The sequence below is a fragment of the Aestuarium zhoushanense genome, assembly GCF_056431045.1.
On record NZ_JBWKMA010000023.1, the window covers coordinates 837,520 to 860,308 of the forward strand.

At 55.5% G+C, this 22,789-nt stretch carries 22 protein-coding genes and 1 tRNA gene; 15 read left to right on the plus strand and 8 right to left on the minus strand.

Translation table 11 applies throughout. The features are described from left to right. Positions 1-182 precede the first annotated feature (182 nt). The 7 genes from AC07ED_RS15905 to AC07ED_RS15935 all read left to right on the plus strand — a co-directional run bounded on the left by AC07ED_RS15905 (position 183) and on the right by AC07ED_RS15935 (position 7,600). Complete coding sequence (locus AC07ED_RS15905; protein WP_105235963.1) at positions 183-2,153, plus strand: AMP-binding protein; 1,971 nt, start codon at positions 183-185, stop codon at positions 2,151-2,153. A gap of 15 nt (positions 2,154-2,168) precedes the next feature. Further along, entirely contained in the window at positions 2,169-2,987 is an 819-nt protein-coding gene (locus tag AC07ED_RS15910; RefSeq protein ID WP_105235962.1) for an ABC transporter ATP-binding protein, read from the plus strand. A gap of 11 nt (positions 2,988-2,998) precedes the next feature. Further along, positions 2,999-3,994: a branched-chain amino acid ABC transporter permease gene (locus AC07ED_RS15915; protein ID WP_105235961.1), complete on the plus strand. Its 996-nt coding sequence runs from the start codon at positions 2,999-3,001 to the stop codon at positions 3,992-3,994. 2 nt (positions 3,995-3,996) lie between these two features. Continuing rightward, positions 3,997-4,245, plus strand: coding sequence for a hypothetical protein (locus AC07ED_RS15920; protein ID WP_105235960.1), 249 nt, complete (start codon positions 3,997-3,999; stop codon positions 4,243-4,245). Continuing rightward, on the plus strand, positions 4,245-5,321 hold the full coding sequence (locus AC07ED_RS15925) for a branched-chain amino acid ABC transporter permease (protein WP_105235959.1): 1,077 nt from the start codon (positions 4,245-4,247) through the stop codon (positions 5,319-5,321). The genes AC07ED_RS15920 and AC07ED_RS15925 overlap by 1 nt, the downstream gene beginning before the upstream one ends. Before the next feature lie 105 nt (positions 5,322-5,426). Beyond that, positions 5,427-6,719 carry an ABC transporter substrate-binding protein gene (locus tag AC07ED_RS15930; protein ID WP_478242435.1) on the plus strand — a complete coding sequence of 431 codons (1,293 nt, stop codon included), beginning with the start codon at positions 5,427-5,429 and terminating at the stop codon, positions 6,717-6,719. Positions 6,720-6,781: 62 nt separating this feature from the next. Further along, a complete protein-coding gene (locus tag AC07ED_RS15935; RefSeq protein ID WP_067547116.1) occupies positions 6,782-7,600 on the plus strand; it encodes an ABC transporter ATP-binding protein in 819 nt (272 codons plus the stop codon). On the opposite strand, the gene AC07ED_RS15940 is transcribed toward AC07ED_RS15935, so the two are convergent. Beyond that, positions 7,597-8,454 (minus strand): hypothetical protein, encoded by an 858-nt coding sequence (locus AC07ED_RS15940; RefSeq protein ID WP_478242437.1) that lies wholly within the window; start codon positions 8,452-8,454, stop codon positions 7,597-7,599. The genes AC07ED_RS15935 and AC07ED_RS15940 overlap by 4 nt on opposite strands. Positions 8,455-8,599: 145 nt before the next feature. On the opposite strand from AC07ED_RS15940, the gene AC07ED_RS15945 reads away from it, so the two are divergent. Together AC07ED_RS15945 and AC07ED_RS15950 are read left to right on the plus strand one after the other, a co-directional pair. After that, positions 8,600-9,817, plus strand: a complete 1,218-nt coding sequence (locus AC07ED_RS15945) for a phenylacetate--CoA ligase family protein (protein ID WP_105235956.1) — start codon at positions 8,600-8,602, stop codon at positions 9,815-9,817. 10 nt (positions 9,818-9,827) lie between these two features. After that, on the plus strand, positions 9,828-11,489 hold the full coding sequence (locus tag AC07ED_RS15950) for a peptidoglycan-binding domain-containing protein (RefSeq protein WP_478242439.1): 1,662 nt from the start codon (positions 9,828-9,830) through the stop codon (positions 11,487-11,489). Positions 11,490-11,520: 31 nt separating this feature from the next. Here AC07ED_RS15950 and AC07ED_RS15955 read toward each other — a convergent pair whose 3' ends face one another. From AC07ED_RS15955 to AC07ED_RS15965, 3 genes are all read right to left on the minus strand, one after another. Continuing rightward, on the minus strand, positions 11,521-12,690 hold the full coding sequence (locus AC07ED_RS15955; RefSeq protein WP_478242441.1) for a DVUA0089 family protein: 1,170 nt from the start codon (positions 12,688-12,690) through the stop codon (positions 11,521-11,523). A gap of 202 nt (positions 12,691-12,892) precedes the next feature. Further along, entirely contained in the window at positions 12,893-13,018 is a 126-nt protein-coding gene (gene ykgO / locus AC07ED_RS15960; protein ID WP_008231708.1) for a type B 50S ribosomal protein L36, read from the minus strand. A 70-nt stretch (positions 13,019-13,088) separates the two neighbouring features. Then, a tRNA-Val gene (locus AC07ED_RS15965) sits at positions 13,089-13,163 on the minus strand. 151 nt (positions 13,164-13,314) lie between these two features. Between AC07ED_RS15965 and AC07ED_RS15970 the strand changes: the two genes are divergently transcribed. Continuing rightward, complete coding sequence (locus tag AC07ED_RS15970) at positions 13,315-14,172, plus strand: N-formylglutamate amidohydrolase (protein ID WP_478242442.1); 858 nt, start codon at positions 13,315-13,317, stop codon at positions 14,170-14,172. Here the strand turns inward: AC07ED_RS15970 and AC07ED_RS15975 are convergent, their stop codons facing one another. After that, on the minus strand, positions 14,173-15,426 hold the full coding sequence (locus AC07ED_RS15975; RefSeq protein WP_105235955.1) for a DNA polymerase IV: 1,254 nt from the start codon (positions 15,424-15,426) through the stop codon (positions 14,173-14,175). 66 nt (positions 15,427-15,492) lie between these two features. Between AC07ED_RS15975 and AC07ED_RS15980 the strand changes: the two genes are divergently transcribed. Continuing rightward, complete coding sequence (locus tag AC07ED_RS15980; RefSeq protein ID WP_105235954.1) at positions 15,493-15,909, plus strand: NUDIX domain-containing protein; 417 nt, start codon at positions 15,493-15,495, stop codon at positions 15,907-15,909. A 56-nt stretch (positions 15,910-15,965) separates the two neighbouring features. Here AC07ED_RS15980 and AC07ED_RS15985 read toward each other — a convergent pair whose 3' ends face one another. The 3 genes from AC07ED_RS15985 to AC07ED_RS15995 all read right to left on the minus strand — a co-directional run bounded on the left by AC07ED_RS15985 (position 15,966) and on the right by AC07ED_RS15995 (position 17,307). Further along, positions 15,966-16,217, minus strand: a complete 252-nt coding sequence (locus AC07ED_RS15985) for an orotidine 5'-phosphate decarboxylase (protein WP_478242444.1) — start codon at positions 16,215-16,217, stop codon at positions 15,966-15,968. A 186-nt stretch (positions 16,218-16,403) separates the two neighbouring features. Beyond that, positions 16,404-17,108 carry an orotidine-5'-phosphate decarboxylase gene (gene pyrF, locus AC07ED_RS15990; RefSeq protein WP_478242445.1) on the minus strand — a complete coding sequence of 235 codons (705 nt, stop codon included), beginning with the start codon at positions 17,106-17,108 and terminating at the stop codon, positions 16,404-16,406. Between the two features lie 67 nt (positions 17,109-17,175). Continuing rightward, positions 17,176-17,307 carry a hypothetical protein gene (locus AC07ED_RS15995; protein WP_478242447.1) on the minus strand — a complete coding sequence of 44 codons (132 nt, stop codon included), beginning with the start codon at positions 17,305-17,307 and terminating at the stop codon, positions 17,176-17,178. Positions 17,308-17,519: 212 nt separating this feature from the next. On the opposite strand from AC07ED_RS15995, the gene clpB reads away from it, so the two are divergent. The 4 genes from clpB to msrQ all read left to right on the plus strand — a co-directional run bounded on the left by clpB (position 17,520) and on the right by msrQ (position 22,455). Beyond that, a complete protein-coding gene (clpB, locus tag AC07ED_RS16000; protein WP_105235952.1) occupies positions 17,520-20,135 on the plus strand; it encodes an ATP-dependent chaperone ClpB in 2,616 nt (871 codons plus the stop codon). Between the two features lie 112 nt (positions 20,136-20,247). Then, on the plus strand, positions 20,248-20,856 hold the full coding sequence (locus AC07ED_RS16005) for a LysE family translocator (RefSeq protein WP_105235951.1): 609 nt from the start codon (positions 20,248-20,250) through the stop codon (positions 20,854-20,856). 109 nt (positions 20,857-20,965) lie between these two features. Continuing rightward, positions 20,966-21,853, plus strand: coding sequence for a protein-methionine-sulfoxide reductase catalytic subunit MsrP (gene msrP / locus AC07ED_RS16010; protein ID WP_105235950.1), 888 nt, complete (start codon positions 20,966-20,968; stop codon positions 21,851-21,853). Next, positions 21,853-22,455 (plus strand): protein-methionine-sulfoxide reductase heme-binding subunit MsrQ, encoded by a 603-nt coding sequence (gene msrQ, locus AC07ED_RS16015; protein ID WP_105235949.1) that lies wholly within the window; start codon positions 21,853-21,855, stop codon positions 22,453-22,455. The genes msrP and msrQ overlap by 1 nt, the downstream gene beginning before the upstream one ends. Positions 22,456-22,789 lie beyond the last annotated feature (334 nt).

Consider the following 22,789-nt stretch of genomic DNA (forward strand, 5'->3'; position numbering starts at 1 on the left):
CCGCAACGTAAATAATTCAAATAACCATGTAAATTAGGGCTATTACGATGGTTTGGAAATTAAATGAACGCATGTTCAAAAAAACTAATTGACGGAACCGACCTGTCCGTTTCAGTATCCTAACAAGACTCGGCCAAAGTGTCGGGCACGCTGGAGGGAGACCAGCGAAGGGAGGATAATCTGTGACGAAATCATCTGCGCCTAGCGGGGCGCCGATCAATGTCCCGCAACTACTTGCACGGAACGTGGCTCGGTTCCCGAACAAAGCCGCCTACCGTGAAAAAGAATTCGGGATCTGGCAAAGCTGGACTTGGGCACAAGCTGCCGAAGAAATTGAAGCAATTGCGATGGGTCTTTTGGCTCTTGGCCTGAACAAGGGCGACTATGTTGCTCTTATCGGTCGAAATCGCCCCGCGTTCTATTGGTCTATGGTCGCAATCCAGAAGTGTGGTGCGGTTCCCGTTCCGCTCTATCAGGATGCTGTGGCCGAAGAGATGGCCTATGTTCTCGAGCACTGCGGTGCACGTTTTGTGATCGTTGGCGATCAGGAACAGGTCGACAAGGTTCTTGAAGTTCAAGAAACCGTCCACGGGATCGATGAGGTTATCTACCTCGATAAACGTGGGATGCGTAAATATGACCATACCCACATGAACGCGTTGGATGACGTTGCCGCCGAAGGGCGCGCGGGTCACCACCGTTTCGAAGCCATTTTGAAAGAGCGTGAAGCAGAGCTGGATTATGACAGCACCTGCGTGATGCTTTACACTTCGGGCACCACGGGTAAGCCGAAGGGTGTGGTTTTGTCGAACCGCAACATTATCGAAACATCCAAAAACAGTGCTGATTTCGACCATCTAAAAGCAGACGATGAAGTGCTTGCTTACCTGCCGATGGCTTGGGTTGGTGACTTCATCTTCTCGATCGGTCAGGCCATGTGGACAGGGTTCTGCGTGAACTGCCCAGAGAGCGCTGAAACCATGATGACCGACATGCGTGAAATCGGGCCGAGCTACTTCTTCGCTCCGCCGCGCGTGTTCGAAACTCAGCTAACGAACGTTATGATCCGCATGGAAGATGCGGGCGCCCTTAAGCGTAACATGTTCAAGCGCTACATGGATGTTGCGCGTCGCGTCGGTCCTGCGATCTTGGATGGCAAGCCTGTTAGCATTGGCGATCGTTTGGCCTATGCGCTGGGCAATATCTTTGTATACGGCCCATTGAAGAACACGCTCGGCTTTAGCCGCGTTCGTGTTGGCTACACCGCTGGTGAAGCGATCGGTCCAGAGATTTTCGATTTCTACCGCTCGCTTGGCATCAACCTGAAACAGCTCTACGGTCAGACCGAAGCGTCGGTGTTCATCACGCAGCAGCCTGATGGCGAGGTTCGTTCTGACACTGTTGGTGTTCCGTCTCCAGGTGTTGAGATCAAAATCGCTGACAACGGTGAAGTCTTCTACCGTTCACCGGGTGTCTTCGTGGAATACTATAAGAACGCAGACAGCACCGCAGACACCAAGGATGCAGAAGGCTGGGTTGCAACGGGCGATGCAGGCTTCTTTGAAGATGGCTCTGGTCACCTGCGTATCATCGACCGCGCGAAAGACGTCGGTAAGATGGCTGACGGGTCTATGTTCGCGCCAAAGTTTGTTGAGAACAAACTGAAGTTCTACCCGAACATCCTTGAGGCTGTTGTCTTTGGTAACAACCGTGATCGCTGCGTTGCCTTTATCAACATCGACCTCACGGCTGTTGGGAACTGGGCTGAACGCAACAACATTGCTTATTCTTCCTATCAGGAATTGTCGCAGCACCCCAAAGTGCTTGAGATGATCCGCGAGCACGTCGAAGAAGCGAACGCGAGTGTTGCGCAAGACCCGATGCTGGGTGGCTGTCAGATCCATCGCTTCCTCGTTCTGCATAAAGAACTGGACGCAGATGATGGCGAACTGACCCGCACACGTAAGGTGCGCCGTCGGATCATCGAAGAAAAGTTCGATGACCTGATCACGGCTCTCTACGACAACAAAGACAGCATCTATACCGAAACCGAAGTCACCTACGAAGACGGCCGCAAAGGCAAGATCAAGGCAACGCTCGATTTGCGCGATGCTAAGGTTCAGCGGGTCGCTCGTGCGATGGCAGCAGAATAAGAGGGAGGAGAGATCATGTTGGATGATACGGAATCCTATGTAACCGCTGACGGCCGCACGATTGGTGGTGTTGTTCTTGACCTCAAGAGCATCACCCTGCGTTTCGGTGGTGTTGAAGCGATCAAGAACATCAGCTTTGACATTCGCGAAGGCGAGATCCGCGCGATCATCGGCCCGAACGGCGCTGGTAAGTCGTCCATGCTGAACGTCATCTCGGGCTTCTATGTCCCGCAAGAGGGCGAAGTCTGGTTCCGCGGCGAGCGTCGCCCCCAGATGAAACCTTATCAGGTTGCACAGCAGGGCATCGCACGGACCTTCCAGAACATCGCTTTGTTCGAAGGTATGTCGGTTCTCGACAACGTTATGACTGGTCGTCTGAACAAGATGAAAACGGGTCTTTGGTCTCAAGCTCTCTGGAAGGGCAAGGCCGAGCGTGAAGAAAACGAAAACCGCGAAGCTGTCGAAAAGATCATCGACTTCCTCGAAATTCAGTCGATCCGTAAGACACCAGTTGGTCGTCTGCCCTACGGTCTGAAGAAACGTGTGGAGCTTGCTCGCGCATTGGCGGCTGAGCCGACCATTCTTCTTCTCGACGAACCGATGGCAGGTATGAACGTCGAAGAAAAAGAGGACATGTGCCGCTTTATTCTCGATGTGAATGATGAATTCGGCACCACAATCGCGCTGATCGAACACGATATGGGCGTGGTTATGGACCTCTCTGACCGCGTCGTCGTGATGGATTACGGCCGTAAGATCGGTGACGGAACCCCCGATGAAGTTCGCAACAACCAAGATGTGATCGACGCCTACCTCGGCGTTTCGCATGACTAAGGAGACACGTCATGGGTGCTGATTTTTACTACACGATAGAAGTTATCCTGAACGGCCTGATGGCTGGCGTTCTCTATGCTCTGGTGGCATTGGGCTTTGTTCTGATCTTCAAAGCGTCGGGTATCTTCAACTACGCTCAAGGTGTGATGGCGCTGTTCGCGGCGCTAACCCTCGTGGGCATCATGGAAGGGCAAGTCCCTTTCTCTCACTTGATCAACGCGGTCTTTGGAACGCAAATCCACGACTTCGGTTGGCACATTCCAGCATTGCTGGCGATCATTCTGACGATGGTTGTGATGGTCGGCTTTGCGTGGCTCGTTCAGAAATACATTTTTCGCCATCTCGTTGGTCAGGAACCGATCATTCTGTTCATGGCGACCATCGGTCTTGCTTACTTCCTCGAAGGCGTGGGCGACCTGATGTGGGGTTCCGATATCAAAACTCTTGATGTTGGCCTGCCACAGGGTGCGAGCCTCTGGATCGAAGAAAACACCGCGTTCCTTGGGGGTGATGACTTCTACGGCTTCTTCATTGACCAGCTCGACGTTGTCGCTGCAATCGTCGCGGCGATCCTTGTGGCTGTTCTCGTTATCTTTAGCCAATACACCAAACAGGGACGTGCGATGCGCGCTGTGGCCGACGATCACCAAGCAGCACTGTCTGTTGGTATCTCGCTCAACTTCATCTGGGTTCTGGTCTGGTCGCTCGCTGGTTTCGTAGCTCTCGTGGCTGGTATCATGTGGGGTGCGAAGTCTGGCGTTCAGTTCTCCCTGTCGCTCATCGCTCTGAAGGCTCTGCCCGTTCTGATGCTCGGTGGCTTTACCTCGATCCCTGGTGCGATCGTTGGTGGTCTGATCATCGGTGTGGGTGAGAAACTGTTCGAATACTCCGTCGGCCCAATGATTGGCGGCGCGACCGAGAACTGGTTCGCTTATGTTCTGGCGCTGCTTTTCCTCGTCTTCCGTCCGCAAGGTCTGTTTGGCGAGAAGATCATCGAAAGGGTCTGATCATGCAGAAACTCGTCGCAATCGTGAACGTAGTTGCATGGTCTGGGTTCTGGGCATTCGGCTACCTCGCACTGTCCGCGGACATTACGAACAGCGGACAAATGGTAACCGCGGCTATCCTTGCCTTTGTTGGGGCAGCAATTGGGGTCGTCGCATACTTCTGGCTGGTGCGTCATTCGGAAATGACCGGCTATTCAAAATGCAGCAATCAAGTGCCGCGTGAGCACCATCGTGAAGGAGGAATTGTCTGATGTTCTACCGTGAAGCAGGCGACTTTAAGACAAGCTACGGTGCGGATAACCAAACCTTCCCGATCAAGTTTGACCGTTATCGCTACTACGCCGTTCTGGCGATTGCCTATCTGGTGATCCCGTTCATCATCAACGACTACTGGGCAAACGCGCTGTTTGTTCCGTTCCTGATCTACGCGATTGCTGCAATCGGCCTCAATATTCTGGTCGGTTACGGTGGTCAGGTATCGCTCGGCACGGGTGGTTTTATGGCTGTTGGCGCTTATGCCGCGTACAAGCTGATGACGGCCTTCCCTGATGTAAGCATTATGATCCACGTGATCCTTGCGGGTGGTATCACTGCAATTGTGGGCGTTCTCTTCGGTCTGCCGTCGCTGCGGATCAAAGGGTTCTACCTCGCTGTGGCGACCCTCGCCGCGCAGTTCTTCCTTGTCTGGCTCTTTAACAAGGTGCCGTGGTTCTACAACTACTCGGCTTCTGGTCAGATCAACGCACCAGAGCGCACTGTATTTGGCGTGCTCGTCACTGGTCCGAACACCGAAGCATGGGCGAAGTACCTGATCTGCCTCGTCTTCGTCACGGCTGCTGGCATCATCGCACGCAACCTGACTCGTGGTTCGGTTGGTCGTAAGTGGATGGCGATCCGTGACATGGACATCGCGGCAGAGATCATCGGTGTGAACCCGTTGACTGCAAAACTCTCGGCTTTTGCTGTGTCGTCCTTCTTTATCGGCGTATCGGGCGCACTGTTCTTTGCAGTTTACCTCGGTGCGGTCGAAGTGGGCGAAGCCTTTGGCATCAACAAATCGTTCCTTGTCCTGTTCATGGTCATCATCGGTGGTCTGGGCAGCATCTTTGGGTCGTTCGCTGGCGCAGCCTTCCTTGTGCTGCTCCCTGTTGCGCTCAAAGTCGTTGGCGTGGACGTGCTGGGTTGGCCGACAGACATCGTGTCTCACTTGCAGCTCGTTATCGTGGGTGCCTTGATCGTGATCTTCTTGATCGCGGAACCACACGGTCTTGCGCAGCTCTGGCGCGTTGCAAAAGAAAAACTGAGATTGTGGCCGTTCCCGTACTAGGATGACCACATGCGGTGACGGGGGAAGGAGGAGCCCCCGCGCCCACTAAACGACCCGATAAATCGGGCACACTTAATCGGTAACCAACTTGGGAGGAAATAACCGATGAAAATGAAGAAAATTGCAGCACTGGCATTGACCAGCGCACTGGTTGCCGGCCCCGCGATGGCGGACCTCGTGTTCCCGTCGCTGTCGTACCGGACCGGCCCTTACGCTGCGAACGGTATTCCGTTTGCGGATGGCTACATGGACTACTTCACCATGCTGAACGAGCGTGACGGTGGTATCGGCGGCGTTCGCATCGACGTTCCAGAGTGCGAAACTGGCTACAACACCGAAAAAGGCGTTGAGTGCTATGAATCGACCAAAGACATCGGCGCTGGCGCTCTGATCTATCAACCGCTGTCGACTGGTATCACTTATCAGCTGATCCCCAAAGTTTCGGCAGACGGTATTCCGCTCCACACCATGGGCTATGGCCGCACGTCGGCAATGGACGGGGCGACCTTCCCTTGGGTATTCAACTATCCAGCTAACTACTGGGATGGCGCATCCATCGCGATCAACCACATCACTGACCTCGAAGGCGGCAGCCTCGAAGGTAAGTCGATCGCTCTGGTCTACCACAACTCTGCATACGGTAAGGAACCGATCCGCACCCTGCAGGACCTGTCGGCTCAGATGGGCTTTAAACTGACCGAGATCCCTGTTGACCACCCGGGTCAGGAACAGAAATCCCAGTGGCTGCAGATCCGCCGCGAACGTCCGGACTACGTTCTGATGTGGGGCTGGGGTGTTATGAACCAGGTCGCAATTCAGGAAGCCTCGAACATCAACTTCCCGATGGATCACTTCATCGGCGTATGGTGGTCGGGTTCTGAAAACGACGTAGTGCCTGCTGGCGCAGGTGCAGACGGCTACAAAGCTCTGAACATGCACGCAATCGGCACCGATTTCCCGGTCTATGCTGACATCCAAGCCCACGTTGTAGACAAGGGTCTGGCTGCTGGCGCTGGCGACCAAATCGGCTCCGTTCTCTACTCGCGCGGTGTATACGCTGCGATGCTCGCGGCTGAAGCTGCACGCACAGCACAAGAGATCGCAGGTCATGGCGATATCACCGCTGCTGAGATGCGTGCAGGTATGGAAGCACTGTCCATCACCGACGCTCGCATGGAAGAGCTGGGCATGGCAGGCTTCGGTCCGGCATTCGACGTATCGTGCCAGAACCACGGTGGTCCGGGTCTCGCTTACATCCAGCAGTGGGATGCAGACACCCAGACTTGGAGCCTCGTAACTGACCTGATCGCATCTGATCGTGAACTGATCGGTAAATTGGTGGAAGAAGACGCAGCCGCATACGCTGCTGAAAACAACATCACACCGGCCTGTAACTAAGCCAATACGGCGCGGGCGGGCCAATCCGCCCGCGCCATTCTGACCGAACGGAGTGCACATAAATGTTGGATGCAGGCAAAACCGAAACACTGCTTGAGGTGAACAACATCGAGGTGATCTACAATCACGTGATCCTCGTTCTCAAAGGTGTGTCGCTCACGGTTCCCAAAGGGGGCATCACAGCCCTTCTCGGCGGAAACGGCGCTGGCAAGACCACAACGCTCAAAGCGATTTCGAACCTTTTGCATTCCGAACGTGGCGAAGTCACTAAGGGAAGCGTCCAGTATCGCGGCGAAGCTGTGCATCAACTGTCGCCCGAAGATTTGGTGAAGAAGGGCGTAATTCAGGTGATGGAAGGCCGTCACTGTTTTGAACACCTGACCATCGAAGAGAACCTTTTGACGGGTGCTTATACCCGTCGTGACGGCGGCTCTAAGGTCGCTGACGACCTTGAGATGGTTTATAATTATTTCCCGCGCCTCAAAACGCGTCGCAAATCACAGGCTGGCTATACCTCGGGTGGTGAACAGCAGATGTGTGCTATTGGACGTGCGCTCATGAGCCGCCCCGAAACGATCCTTTTGGACGAACCGTCGATGGGTCTTGCGCCGCAGCTCGTTGAAGAAATCTTCGAGATCGTGAAAGACCTCAACGAACGCGAAGGCGTGTCCTTCTTGCTGGCGGAGCAGAACACCAACGTGGCGCTTCGTTATGCGCACCACGGCTATATTCTGGAATCTGGCCGGGTCGTGATGGAAGGCCCTGCCGCAGAATTGCGCGAGAACCCAGACGTGAAGGAATTCTATCTGGGCGTCTCTGAAGAAGGCCGTAAATCCTTCCGCGACGTGCGGTCCTACCGCCGCCGTAAACGCTGGCTCTAAGCGCTTTGCGCGGCCTCGGCCTGCATTTCGGCCAAACGCGCAAGGGCTTCGTCCCGCGTGTTGCGAATGTTGGGCCGTGTGCCGCGGCTTTCGTGCCGCAGTCGGATGTCGGTTTCGGTTTCGCTGCCCACAGCAAACCGAACCGCACCCAAGGCGCAGGTTTCGCGAAACTGCCGCGCGCGCGCGTCGTATTGCACCCAAGCCGCCGACTGAATCCGCGTATCGTTGTAGTTCCACAGAACCCACCACGGCTGACGGGTTTGGCGGATCAACTCTTCGATCCAGTTGAAGATGTCGTTCACATCGCGCGAGTGTTCAAAGCTGATCCCATGCAGATCGATCTCGCAAATCTGCTGAGCGCGGTCGAAATGAACACGTTTGACGATCTCGGGCTTTTGGTAGTTGGGCGACCGAAAGATGCGCTCGCGACGTTTGGACGGCAAGGACTTCAAGTAGGTAACTGCGTCGTCACGCGTGGTAAAATTGGTCGGATCGTGTTGGTCGGTGCCTTTGGTCTTTGCAACATGTTTGATGTTAAAATCAGACATGTCGTAATGGGCGAGCCCCATCGCGTGATACTCTTTCATATCAGTGCCGCGCTTCGTGAACGCAAACCATGCGTCGCCATCAATTCGGTAGTCGGTCGAGTTTACCAAGAAGAACCAGAGCGGTTCGCCCGTTTCCGCAAGCCGTTCTTCGACCCGATCAAAAAAGGCGTTCGCGTCACCCGACGTATGAAAATACAGTCCTTCGTAGACCAATTCGCAGATCATCAGCGCTTCGTGCAAGATGATGCGGTTATCCAGTTTGTCCCCCATGAAATCGGGGCCGATGGGCGGGAAGGTCTGCTTCATAACTCGTCCTGTCGTTTTGGCGATCATAGCCGCAACACGAACGGCAGGAAATGGCCCAGTTTGAGGCGCCGTAATCGGCGCTATTGATAATCAACCCGCAGTTGGCCCAGCATGAGGACAGCTGCACCGATCAGGAGATGCAGAGATGAGCAGGTATTTTAGTGATTTGGAAACGCGGTCTAATGCAGATCGTGCCGCAGCGATTGCCAAAGAGCTTCCTGAACAAATCCGCCGTGCACAGGCGTTTCCAGCTTATGCGACGACTTTGGCTGATGTGTCAGCTGACGCGATTAAATTGGTCGATGACCTCGCTGCTCTTCCTGTGACACGCAAATCAGCTCTCGTTGAGGCGCAAAAACAGAATGCTCCGCTCGGTGGTTTCACGGGTCCGATCACTGGTTTCGCGCATGTGTTCCAATCGCCAGGCCCGATCTATGAGCCGGGGAATACCAGCCACGACTGGTGGCGTATTGGCCGCTTCTTGTCTGCCGTTGGCATTGGTGAGGGTGATATCGTTCAGAACTGTTTCGGCTATCACCTTACACCTGCGGGTATGATCTTTGAAAACGGTGCGCGTGCGGTCGGTGCGACCGTATTGCCTGCGGGCGTTGGCCAAACGGAACTGCAAGTGCGTGCGGCTGCTGATATTGGCACGACAGCTTATGCGGGCACACCTGATTTTCTCAAGGTGATCCTCGAGAAAGCCGATGAGATGGGCGAGACGCTGAAGATCACAAAAGCCGCAGTTTCTGGCGGCGCGTTGTTCCCGTCCTTGCGTCAGTATTACCATGATCGCGGTATTAAATGTCTGCAGTGCTACGCGACGGCGGACCTTGGAAATGTGGCATATGAGGCGATCGAAAACGATGGCCTGATTATTGATGAAGGCGTCATTGTTGAGATCGTCACCCCAGGGACGGGTGATCCTGTCGCGGTCGGCGAAGTGGGCGAGGTGGTGGTGACTTCGTTGAATCCTGACTACCCATTGATCCGTTTTGCGACAGGCGACCTAAGCGCGATGATGCCGGGGCAGAGCGCGTGTGGCCGCACCAATACTCGTATCAAAGGCTGGATGGGTCGTGCCGACCAGACGACCAAGGTCAAAGGCATGTTTGTGCGTCCGGAACAGGTCGCAGCGCTTGTGGCAAAACATCCTGATGTGGCCCGTGCACGTGTCGTTGTGGACCGCGAAGGCGAGACGGACGTCCTCCATGTCTTGGTGGAAACGCTCGCTGGTAACGTGAACGAGATTTCACAATCGGTTCATGAAACGCTCAAACTAAAGGGGCGGGTTGAGATCTGCGCGATGGGTAGCCTTCCCCGTGATGGCATCGTGATCGAGGACCGCCGTAAATACGACTGATGAGGATTATATGCGCCGTTATCTACTGACCTCCGCCGCTCTTGCCGTCATGGCAGGGGCTACATGGGCCGATGATGCGGCGCTCCTCTTGGGGAACGATAGCTACGAGCGACTGGGATCGGTTCCGCGCGCGGCTGACGTGTTGGATGCTGCGAACGGGCTAGAGGCCTTGGGCTTTAGCGTCACGGCGCTCCGCAATGGTCGGGTTGATACAACAGCAACATCGTTAGAAGAGTTCGCCACCGCGACCGCAGAGGCGGATCGCATCGTTGTCGCGTTGTCTGGTCGTTTTGTCACCGACGGCCAGCGGACGTGGCTTCTGACCGCCGACGCGGCAGAGCCGTCGTTCCTAACGCTGGGATCGACGGCGGTCTCTGTCGATAGCCTGTTGACGGTCATGGCTGGTGCGGCGGGCGAGGCCATTTTGCTGTTAGGTGTTGATGCAGAAACTGCGCAATACGATCCATGGATTGCCGCAGGTGTCGGGGCCTTGTCCATTCCGCAGGGCGTTACCGTGGTGTCGGGCTCAGTCCGCGACGTCGCATCCTTCGCAGAAACGGTGCTGACCCAACCTCAAGAAGACATTGTTCCTTACTTCAAAGATTACGGCCTCACGGTCAAAGGATACACACCACGCAGCCATGTGATCATGCCGATGCGTCCGTCTGTAGTGCCCGTGCCGCAAACTCCACAGGTGTCCGACACTGGAGCTGATGATGCCCTTTGGGAAGGGGCGCAGGCGCTGGATTCTGCGGATGCTTATCGCAATTACATTCGCCGTTTTCCGAATGGCAAACACATCGCGGATGCTGAACGGCTGATCAACGAGATCATGACCGAGCCAAACCGTCAGGATCGGTTGATCGAAGAAGCCTTGGGCCTAAGCCGCGATGCGCGGCGCGAAATTCAGCGCGACCTGTCCCTGCTCGACTACAACACGCGCGGGATCGACGGGATTTTCGGGGCAGGGACGCGGCAAGCCATCACGAATTGGCAGCAAGAGAACGGCTATTCCCAGTCGTCCTATCTGACCCAAGATCAAATTGCGCGTCTCGATGCGCAAGCCGCCCGACGGTCCGCCGAGCTGGAGGCAGAAGCCGAACGCCGCCGTCGCGAGGCAGAGTTGTTGGATCGCACATATTGGGATGAAACGGGGGCGGTTGGTGACGAACCTGGGCTGAGAGCCTATCTGGATCGCTACCCTGACGGTGTCTTTGCTGAACTGGCCGCCGATCGGCTTGCTGCAATCCAAGATGGCAAACGTCGTGCGGCTGAGGCGGCAGAAACGGCCGCGTGGGATCGGGCATCGGGCGTCGATGCTGTGGGAGCGTATCAGGAATACCTCTCGGTCTACCCTGAAGGCGAATTTGTTGGCGAAGCTCAGGCACGGATCGCCGCCCTGACCGAGGAACAAGAGATCGCGCCAGAGTTGGAGGCCGCACAGGCAGCAGAAGCTGCGTTAGAGTTGAACGCGCTGACACGTCGTTTGGTGGAACTACGCCTCGGGCAGATGGGACTATCGCCAGGTGTGATTGACGGCACATTTGATGACGATACGCGCCGTGCCATTCGCAGGTATCAAACCAATTCCGAAGTCGACGGGATCGGCTATCTGAATGAGGCAACGCTGGTGCGGCTGCTTGCCGATGCGGTTGGAAACCTCGGGCGATAAAAAAGCCCCCTGAAAAGGGGGCTTTTTAGAGTTACCGTGCTGGGACGTAGCGTTCGATCACCATTCGTACTGGTGATCCAGCGCCGTCGCCATATTCCCCAACAGCCAGCAAATAAGTGCCTGTGGTGATCCGTGCTGTTACTAGCGGGTCCAAACCGTTGGTGTCATCGTTGTAAGCAATCTGCCGCCCTAGGTCATCGAACAGCACTAGATATGGATCGCCCTCTCCATTGACCGAGATCGCTTCGGCCAGCACGAGACCACCGTCATAAACGTCGAAACTATACCACGTGGCTGTCGCGCTGTTTTGCAGGTCCACACGCTGGCGGGTTTTCAGTTCCCCGAGCGCGGTCACTGGATAGCTTCCGTCGAGTGGCGGAGCAGCTTCGGCGCGGTCGTATGAGCCACGCATTGCGGCTTCAACATCCAGTTCTTCTACGGTTAACGTGATCGGCAATGTGCTGTCCGACAGAGCCGTGAGCGCGATACAGTAGTTGCCAGCTTCGAGCGGGTTCATCAGTTCCAGACGGGAGTTCAGGCCATCCCAGTCATCGTTCTCGTCAATATAGCCACCGTCATTGCTGTAGAGGGTGATGTAGGGGTCAGCGTCGCTGTTCTCAGCGGTGATGACGACAGGCATCGCGGTATCAAGTGTGAAACGCCAGTATGGGGCGTCGTTGGCTGAGCCCGTCATTGGGGTGCCAAATGGCAGTTGGTTCGCGAGGGTAGAAGAGTCGCAGTAAGTAGACCCGCTATCACCATAGCCGCCATCCGACATGCCAGTGGTGAGGGCTTCGTGTTCATAGCGGCCGACGCGGACAAAGCCCGTCATCGGGGCGGCGTCGAAACTCCGCATTGCAACGCAATAGGTGCCTGCATCCAGTGACAGTTCCGCGCGGGATGCGCCGTCGCCACCGGAATCGTCATCCGATACCACCATTGCGCCAGTAGCATCATAAACGTCGATCACAGGGTCGCCGCCCCCGCGACCTTGTGCTTCGATACGGACATCGGTCGGTGCGCTTAGGGAAAACAAGGACACATAGTTATTACCGCCGAGCACCAGCGCCATCTGTTCTTGGAAATCAGTTGTCGTCGAAATGTCTGAGGCGGACTCATCGCCGCCGATCCATTGGCCGTTCGACCCGATGCCTCCGCAGAAATCTTGGGCAAAGGCCGCGCCAGTCGAACCGACAGCCAAGCCTACTCCCACTACGAGAGGTCTAAAGAAAGGTGTCATCGAATTACCCCGCACTGAAATGGATTTGACCAAATGGTAACGGGCGAGGTGGCGTCTGGCTACCACTTAACTCTGCTAAAGGTGGTTTTCCCGACCTCGCGCGGGGCAAAGAAAAAGGCCGCGTTCCTTTCGGAACACGGCCTCTAATCCGGTGTTGCTTCGATTAGCCCTGACGAGCTTTGAAGCGACGCTGCGTCTTGTTAATAACGTAGACGCGGCCCTTACGGCGCACGATGCGGCAATCGCGGTGGCGCTGCTTGAGCGAGCGGAGGGAGTTGCGAACTTTCATGGTTCATCTCCTAGTCGCGGCGCGGCGATTGCGCCTGTGTTTCGTTTAAGCCCGAAGGCCAGTGATTCCATGGTGGGCGGTACTGGGATCGAACCAGTGGCCACTACGATGTCAACGTAGTGCTCTACCGCTGAGCTAACCGCCCATGACCCTTGCATTTCTCATACGTCTTGAAAAAACAAGACGCGGAAATCCGCGTCGGGTGAGCGGCTCTATAAAAGGAGTCGGAGGGGGGATCAAGGGCTTTCGGTAAAACAGATTCATGCTCTATTCTATTTTTATAAGCCGGAGTGATGATGACCCTTACGCCCTTTGTCCTGAATGAGCCAGTAACGCGCACAACAAGCGTTGTTTTTGCGTCTCCGCACAGCGGAAAGGCGGATTTGGCGTTGTTCGGTGGGCAGGCGGTTTTGGACCATCAAACGATTCGGTCATCTGAGGATGCCCACGTCGATCGCCTGTTTTCTAAGGTGATTGGCTATGGTGCCCCGTTTTTGGTGGCGCAGGTGCCACGGGCATTTGTGGATTTGAACAGGGCTGCGGATGAACTTGATCCTGCATTGATCGAAGGTGTGCGCCGAAACGTTCACAATCCGCGCGTCGGATCGGGGCTGGGTGTGATTCCTCGTGTCGTCGCAGGGGGGCGGTCAATTTATCGCGGGAAACTGTCGTTAGAAGAGGCGCATTCGCGGCTTCAAACCTATTGGTATCCGTATCACAATAAACTGACGGCCCTCTTGGATCAGAGTTTTAGGCTGTTCGGAGAATCAATCTTGATCGATTGCCATTCGATGCCGCGTGAGGCGCTGGATGCCGGGCGGAAGTCAGGCGAACGGCCACATGTCGTGATCGGGGATCGGTTTGGGGCGGCGGCTTCGGCGCGGTTGGTAGATCAAATTGCAGCCGCGTTTGAGGGGCAGGGGCTTCGGGTTGCTCGAAACGCGCCATTCGCAGGCGCCTACAGCACGGTTGCCTATGGTCGCCCCGTTCGATCCCAGCACGCGGTGCAGGTAGAGATTGATCGTTCTCTTTATATGAATGAGGCGACGCTTGAGATTTTGCCAGAGTTTGACGAATTGCAGTCGAAACTCTTGGGAGCAGCGTCTGAGATTGCCGCGTTGGGATCGCGAAAAATTCCGTTAGCTGCAGAATAGTCAGCGCAGGGCACGTCCCTTTTTGATCGCGTCAGTCCCAAACTTTGCTCGGATTTTGTCGGTCGCGCGTTCCGCGTTGGCCCGACGGCCTGCATCTGGATCCAAAAGGTCCCCTTCGCGATCGGCGTCTTGGGCTGCGGTTAGGTCGCTTATGCCGACGCCAATCAGTCGAAACGGTCCTGTGTTGCCAGCCGCGTCATAAAGTGACCGCGCGACGCGATAGATCGTATCGGCCATTTGTGTGGGCTGATGAAGGCTTTGCCGTTTGGTGATGGTCTTGAACGCTTTGGTCTTGAGCTTCAGCGTCACTACGCGGCCTGCTTTGTCCTTTGCCTTGGCGCGTGCACTGACTTGTTCCGATAGCCGCCAGAGGTGGCCGTCTAGGACATCGGGGTCAGAAGTATCCTCAAAGAACGTGGTTTCTTTTGAGATACTCTTCACAGGTGCGTTCGGAGAAATCCGTCTGTAATCTTCGCCACGTGCTAAATGAAAGAGACGTTCGCCTGTTTGCCCGAACCGTTCCGTAAGTTGATCTTTTTCCCAGCGATGCAGGTCGCCGATGGTATGGATGCCTGCCTTGTCGAGTGAGGCTTGAGTGGCTGGGCCGATCCCCCAGATCAGTCGAACAGGTTTGGGTTTTAGGAAGTCTACGGTCTCCGCCCGACCGATCACCGAAAACCCACGGGGTTTGTCGAGGTCGGAGGCCACTTTGGCGAGGAATTTGTTGTGGGATAACCCGATTGATCCGCTGAGGCCCAGTTCGTCCTTCATCCGTTTAACAAGACGGGCCAGCATGATCGCTGGCGGCGCGCCATGTAATCGGGCGGTCCCCGTCAGGTCCAAGAACGCTTCGTCCAACGACAATGGTTCGATCTGGGGTGTGAGTTCATCCATCAGAGCGCGGACCGCACGGGAGGCTTCGGCGTAAGCGTCCATCCGTGGGCGGACCACCACTGCGTCAGGACAAAGCTTGAGGGCCTGAAACATCGGCATTGCCGAACGGACGCCTCGTATGCGGGCGATATAGCAAGCGGTCGAGACGACACCGCGTTTGCCGCCTCCGATGATAACGGGTTTGTCCCGCAGCTCTGGATTATCCCGCTTTTCTACGCTGGCGTAAAAGGCATCGCAGTCCATATGTGCTATCGACAAATCCCACAGTTCATCATGCATCACGACGCGCGGACTGCGGCATGATGGGCAGCGCGAGCCGCTGTCGAATTGAGTCAAGCAATCTTTACAAAGGGCTGGCATCTGGATGCTTCATGGCTATCTTCGCAGTATAGCCTTTCACCGATCCGAAGGGCCAGCGGGGCGGTTATGTTTGACGATAGTTTTGATGGCGCAAAGGTTGCTATCCTGCGGGGCAACGATGTGCTCGTTATTCGTCGAGACGATAAACCGAACATTCCGTGGCCAGATTGCTGGGACTTCCCGGGCGGTGGTCGTGAGAACGATGAAACGCCGTTTGAAACCGCTCATCGTGAAACACGCGAAGAGGTCGGTTTGACCCTCTCAGAGCATCGCGTGTTCTACCATAGCCAACAACCCGGACCCACAGGTGATACCGTGCATTTTTTTGCGGTGCTTTGGGGAGACCTGACTGAGGCCGATGTGACCTTTGGACGAGAGGGGCGGGAATGGCGGTTTATGCCTGTGCACGAGTTTCTTGAATTGCCAGATGCTATCCCGTCGTTGCAGGTCAGACTTCGGATGGCGCTGACGACTTTATACTAGTCCCTTCCGGCTGTGGGGTTGCCAGAAGGGACCAGTGCGCCGCTGGGAGGCGGGGATCACGCTTGCGGCACTGGTCCTGATACGAAAGTCGTCAAAATTTCCGGCGAGGGTTTGTGCCAAAAAGTATCGGACATTCCCAAGGCCTGACGCACCAGCCCCATTTGGACCTGATCACGTTCTAGACCGCGTGGGCCTTTGAAGAGGCAGGGATAGCGATAGGTGCCTTGATCGCGTTGCACGTCGACGCGGGCCTCGTAGGCTCCAATGGCGTCATTATAGTAAATTTCACCTAGAGTGATGGTCTGCATCACACGTCTCCGTAAACACAACTCAAACGATACTCGTCTTTCGCATAACGGTATCAGAATGAACTGATTGGACGAAGCTACCCAGTGGAGCAAACCGCCTGTCGCGGTTGGCGATGCAACTTATACGTTAGGTTAGGGGTGCGGCGACCTCAGGGTGGAAATCGCCGCGTTGTCAGTGCACTACGGTCACGCTTTGAGCGCGGCGGCGATCTCTGCGTTGACGGCGTCGGCTGCTGCGCGAGGATTTTCGGCTGTCCAGATCGGGCGGCCAACAACTACATGGTCCGAACCATTCGCAATGGCTTCGCCCGGGGTCATAACGCGTTTTTGGTCGCCCAATGCGGCGCCTGCGGGACGGACGCCTGGGGTGACGATAAGTTTGCCAGTTGCCTCGGGTAGGGCCCGGATCAACGCCGCCTCATGCGGAGAAGCGATCACGCCGTCAGCGCCAGCTTCCATTGCACGCGCTGCGCGTTCCGTCACAATGTCGGCAACTGTGCCGTCTTTGTAGCAAGAGGCATCAAGGTCAGCGCGATCAAGAGACGTTAGGACAGTTACAGCGAGGATTTTTAGGTCTTTGCCGGCAGCACCTTCTTTTGCAGCGCGGACGACATGCGGGTCGCCGTGGACGGTAAGGAAGTCCAAGTCGTATTGGGCGATGCCGCGAACGGCAGCTTCGACCGTTGCGCCGATGTCAAAGAACTTCATGTCGAGGAAAACGCGTTTGCCGTATTCCTGTTTCAGCTCGTTCGCGAGGGCCAAGCCGCCGCCAGTGAGCATCCCAAGGCCGATTTTGTAGAAAGAAACGGCGTCGCCCAATTCTTTGGCAAGCTCGAGACCTTGAATGACGTTCGGGACATCGAGGGCAACAATCAGGCGGTCGTTCGACATGGGAAAGCTCCTTGAGGATGGGTTGGCCTCTCTTGGGGCTCTGCTTTCTCTATGTCAAGGAATGGGCTTATGGCTTGGCCTGCTTGGGCATGTCTTTTGGCTTTGTTTTCGCGGGGACCTCGGCCAAGTCGGCAAGCGTTTTGTCATAGGCCGCGATAATCAGGCGGCCTTTTGGGCTAATGTGATCAGCTTGACCCATAGCACCCTCCTACCTTTGCGATACCTTGATAATAACGGCAGACCGAAGGGGTAGTCTTAGCTGTCGTGTCGAATAGAAACCCGCCGATTTTTAAGCACTGGAATCTTGCAAGATGCGCCGTTGCTCCCCATCTTATTAACGAAGGCCCGATACGATCCGTGCCGCTTAGTGGGCGGATCAAATTGGCGGGTGCTTAGAGAAGGAGAACTGCGATGAACTTAGAGAAGTTCACGGAGCGGTCGCGCGGCTTCATCCAAGCAGCGCAAACGATCGCAATGAGAGAGAGCCATCAGCGGCTCGCCCCCGAACATGTGTTGAAAGCTTTGCTGGACGACGATCAAGGTCTGTCCGCGAACCTCATTACGGCTGCTGGCGGTAATGTGGCGGCTGTCGTTGAGGCGAATGACCTATCGCTCACCAAGATGCCAAAGGTGTCGGGTGATGCTGGTCAGGTGTATCTGGACAGCGCGACGGGCAAAGTTTTGTCCGAAGCCGAGACGCTCGCGCAGAAGGCGGGCGATAGCTTTGTCCCCGTGGAGCGCATTCTGACCGCGTTGGCGATTGTGAAATCTGCCGCTGCGGATGCGCTGAAAGCTGGGAAAGTGACGGCGCAGGGCCTGAACGCAGCTATTAATAACGTGCGCAAAGGTCGGACTGCCGACAGTGCGTCTGCCGAAGAAGGCTACGACGCACTCAAGAAATATGCACGTGATCTAACCGAAGCTGCAGAGCAGGGGAAAATCGATCCGATCATTGGTCGGGACGAAGAAATTCGCCGCTCGATGCAGGTTCTGTCCCGTCGGACCAAGAACAACCCAGTTCTCATTGGTGAGCCGGGTGTTGGTAAAACCGCGATTGCAGAAGGACTCGCCCTTCGGATCGTGAATGGTGACGTGCCTGAATCCCTGCGTAACAAAAAGCTACTCGCGCTCGACATGGGTGCGCTGATTGCTGGTGCGAAATACCGCGGTGAATTCGAAGAGCGTCTCAAGTCGATTTTGAAAGAAATCGAAGCTGCTGCCGGAGAGATCATTCTCTTCATCGACGAGATGCATACGCTCGTTGGGGCAGGTAAGTCGGACGGCGCGATGGATGCGGCCAACCTGATCAAACCTGCGCTTGCGCGGGGTGAATTGCACTGTGTTGGTGCGACGACCCTCGATGAATATCGCAAGTATGTAGAAAAAGACGCAGCTTTGGCGCGGCGGTTCCAACCTATTCAGGTTGAGGAGCCGACGCTTGAGGACACGATTTCGATCCTGCGCGGTATTAAAGAGAAGTATGAGCTGCACCACGGCGTTCGTATCTCGGACTCCGCTCTGGTCGCTGCGGCAACACTATCGCACCGTTATATCACGGATCGTTTCCTGCCGGATAAGGCCATCGACCTCGTGGACGAGGCTGCAAGTCGTCTGCGTATGGAAGTAGACAGCAAGCCCGAAGAGCTCGACGCGCTGGATCGTCAGATACTGCAAATGCAGATCGAGGCGGTTGCTCTTGAGAAAGAGGATGACGACGCGTCGAAGACACGTTTGGACAAGTTGCGTCAGGAACTGTCGGACCTGCAGGAAAAAGCGGACGCTATGACTGCCAAATGGCAGGCAGAGCGGGACAAGCTGGAAGGTGCGCGTGCGTTGAAAGAAAAGCTCGACAAAGCGCGGGCTGATCTGGAAATCGCAAAACGCGAAGGTAACCTCGCGAAGGCGGGTGAACTGTCTTACGGCGTCATCCCGCAGTTGGAACGTGACTTGTCCCAAGCTGAGGCGCTGGAAGGCGAGCAAATGGTCGAAGAGGCCGTTCGCCCTGAACAGATTGCCGAAGTCGTTGAGCGTTGGACGGGTATCCCGACCAGCAAGATGCTGGAAGGTGAGCGTGAAAAGCTGCTCCGCATGGAAGACGGCCTGCACAAACGGGTCATCGGACAGAAAGCCGCCGTTCGTGCTGTGGCAAATGCTGTCCGCCGTGCCCGTGCGGGTCTGAACGATGAAAATCGTCCGCTTGGGTCGTTCCTGTTCCTCGGGCCGACGGGCGTGGGTAAAACCGAACTAACCAAAGCAGTGGCTGAGTTCCTCTTTGACGATGACAATGCGATGGTCCGCATCGATATGTCCGAGTTCATGGAGAAGCACGCGGTTTCCCGTTTGATCGGCGCCCCTCCGGGGTATGTCGGTTATGACGAAGGTGGTGTTCTGACCGAAGCGGTTCGTCGACGTCCCTATCAGGTTGTCCTCTTTGATGAGGTCGAAAAGGCGCACCCTGATGTGTTCAACGTACTGTTACAGGTTCTCGACGATGGCGTTTTGACGGATGGTCAGGGCCGCACTGTGGACTTTAAACAGACGTTGATCATTCTGACATCGAACCTTGGCGCGCAAGCTCTGAGCCAGTTGCCCGATGGTGCAGATGCGGGGCAGGCGAAACGCGACGTGATGGACGCGGTGCGGACGCACTTCCGCCCCGAGTTCCTGAACCGTCTGGATGAGACGATCATCTTTGACCGTCTGGGCCGTGCGGATATGGGCGGCATTGTCGATATCCAACTGGCGCGTCTGCAGAAACGTCTTGCTGGTCGCACGATCTCGCTCAACCTTGATGAGGGCGCACGCAAGTGGCTGGCGGATGAGGGCTATGATCCCGTCTTTGGGGCTCGACCACTGAAACGCGTCATTCAACGCGCCTTGCAAGACCCGCTGGCAGAACTTCTGTTGGCTGGTGATGTGAAGGACGGCGACACGATAGCTGTGTCTGCTGGCGCAGAAGGGTTGATCATAGGCGATCGGGTTGGCGGAAGTAATCGCCCGAAACCAGACGACGCGGTCGTTCATTAAGACATCAGACGGCGGGGAATTCCCCGCCGTTTTTGTTCTGAGGTCTGGGTACTGGTTTGTTGACACAACACACTGCATCGTCAAAGCTACTCCCGTATTTGGGGTGTTTGTGATGTCGATTGAGTTTTTCCTAACTTCGCTCGTGGTTGTTCTGCTGCCAGGAACAGGAGTGATCTACACATTAGCGATTGGTTTGGAACGTGGTTCGATGGCTAGCGTCGCGGCTGCCTTTGGCTGTACCTTGGGAACCGTACCTGCGGCATTTGCTAGTATCGTGGGGCTGTCGGCTCTCTTGCATACCAGCGCCTTAGCCTTTCAGGTGATTAAATTTCTAGGTGTGCTTTATCTTTTCTACATGGCTTGGACCATTGTCAGGGACGAAAGCAAAATCGACCTCGGCGCCTCAAAGCCTGTCCGAAGCTATCGCTCCATTGCGTTGACAGGCACTTTGATCAATGTGCTGAATCCAAAACTCTCACTCTTCTTTTTGGCTTTCCTGCCTCAGTTCACCACCCCGAACGTGACGAATGTTACGGGCGAACTCGTTGGACTTGCGGCGGTATTCATGGTGATGACCTTTGTGGTGTTCATCGCATACGGCGCTTTTGCATCGCTCGCGCGTGAATATGTCATCGCAAGACCTAGAGTAATGACATGGATTAAGCGGGCTTTTGCTGGCTCTTTTGGCCTATTGGGTATCAAACTTGCGGTCAGTGACTGACCCGCGCACTAGGCCGTAGCTGTTCGTTACAAATCCCCAACGGCATCGTGACGCGCCGAAACACCGAAATGGACTATATGTATCCAAAGCAAAACATGCGGAGGAACACATGGCCTTTCGTTGGAAAAACGACCTGACTGAAAAAGACATCACGCCCAAACAGCTTTGGCTTAATCGCCGCCAGATCATCGCGGCAGCGGGAGCGTCCTTTGTCGGGATGCCGGCTTTGGCGCAGTCGCTAGAGCCGAATACCCTCTCGGATATTCGCAGCTACAATAACTACTACGAGTTCGGCACGGGCAAAGAAGACCCCGCGCAGAACGCCCATAAGCTCGATACGTCGAATTGGACGATCAAGGTCGATGGTCTGGTCGATAATCCAGGTGACTATAGTCTGGCTGACCTCTTGGGTGGTTTGACCGTTGAAGAGCGCATCTATCGGTTCCGCTGTGTAGAGGCGTGGTCGATGGTCGTTCCGTGGAATGGCGTAGAGCTGGCGGATGTGCTGGATCGCGTTGGCGTGAAATCCTCGGCCAAGTATGTGGCCTTTGAAACGGTCGTGCAGCCTGACAACATGATTGGCGTCCAGCGCCGTGTTATTCCATTCCCCTATGTCGAAGGGCTCCGCCTTGATGAAGCGCGCCATCCGCTGACGCTGCTCGCAACAGGCATCTACGGAGAGCCGATGGCGAACCAGAACGGTGCGCCGATCCGCTTGGTGGTGCCATGGAAGTATGGGTTTAAGTCGATCAAGTCGATTGTTCGGATCACGCTGACTGATAAACAGCCACCTGCGACGTGGAACCTGATTAATGCTCGGGAATATGGCTTCTATAGTAATGTGAATCCAAACGTGTCGCATCCGCGCTGGTCACAAGCCTCGGAACGTCTGATCGGTGGAGGTCTCTTTGCAAGCCGTCAGGATACTCTGATGTTCAACGGCTATGAGGAGGTCGCCAGCCTTTACGATGGCATGAACTTGGCTGAAAATTTCTGATGGTCGTCGATCGTATCAATCGGGCCACGCGCAAGATCCCCGCTTGGCCGATATATATAGTGGGGAGCTTATGGGCGGGCTGGCTGTTCTGGCTCGGCCTAACGGGTGGGTTGGGTCCGGAGCCGATCAACGCTTTGGAACGTGAATATGGCTCGGCGGCTCTGCAGCTTCTCGTGGCAGGGCTCTGTATTACCCCCCTTCGTCGATACGCCGGATTGAACCTTATCAAGTATCGCCGTGCTTTAGGTGTTACTGCCTTCTTCTTTGTTCTGGCTCATTTGACAGTCTGGATGGTTCTGGATGTCCAATCGCTGTCCCGTGTATGGGAAGACATTCTGAAGCGTCCTTATGTGACGATCGGAATGGCGAGCTTCATGCTGTTGGTCCCCTTGGCGATCACATCTAACAATATCAGCGTCCGTCGATTGGGCGCTCAATGGCGGTCCCTCCACAAACTGACATATCCAGCGGTTTTGCTGGGCTCTATTCACTTTATTTGGCTGGTCAAAGGCTGGCCGATCGAACCCTTCGTGTATTTCGGCGCGATTGTTTTGCTGTTCGCGGTACGACTCAATGTGATTCAGCGCATGAGTCGGGGGTGATTCAGGGCGCTAACGCCGCCAATAGTATGGAGCGCTGTGGATAACTCTATATCTGGATGGGGCGAATTACTGCGGCGCAGCAATTATCGGTCGTGCGACCTTGGGTTCCGTGAAGTGAAATTGCTCAAACCTATGAAAACACACAAAAAATCGGGTGATGTGTAAGTTTTTTGAACTTTCTGTAAAAAACCGCTTGCGGCTTCTTAGTGATAACCTTAGAACCCCCTTCACCGGCGGCGCTGAGGCGCGGTTGGGGCGGACGGAACGGTCGGAAGGCTGGGAAGTTTGGAAAAAATTAGAGGTATTTCGGGCGAGGCGCGCCGTTCAAGTTAGG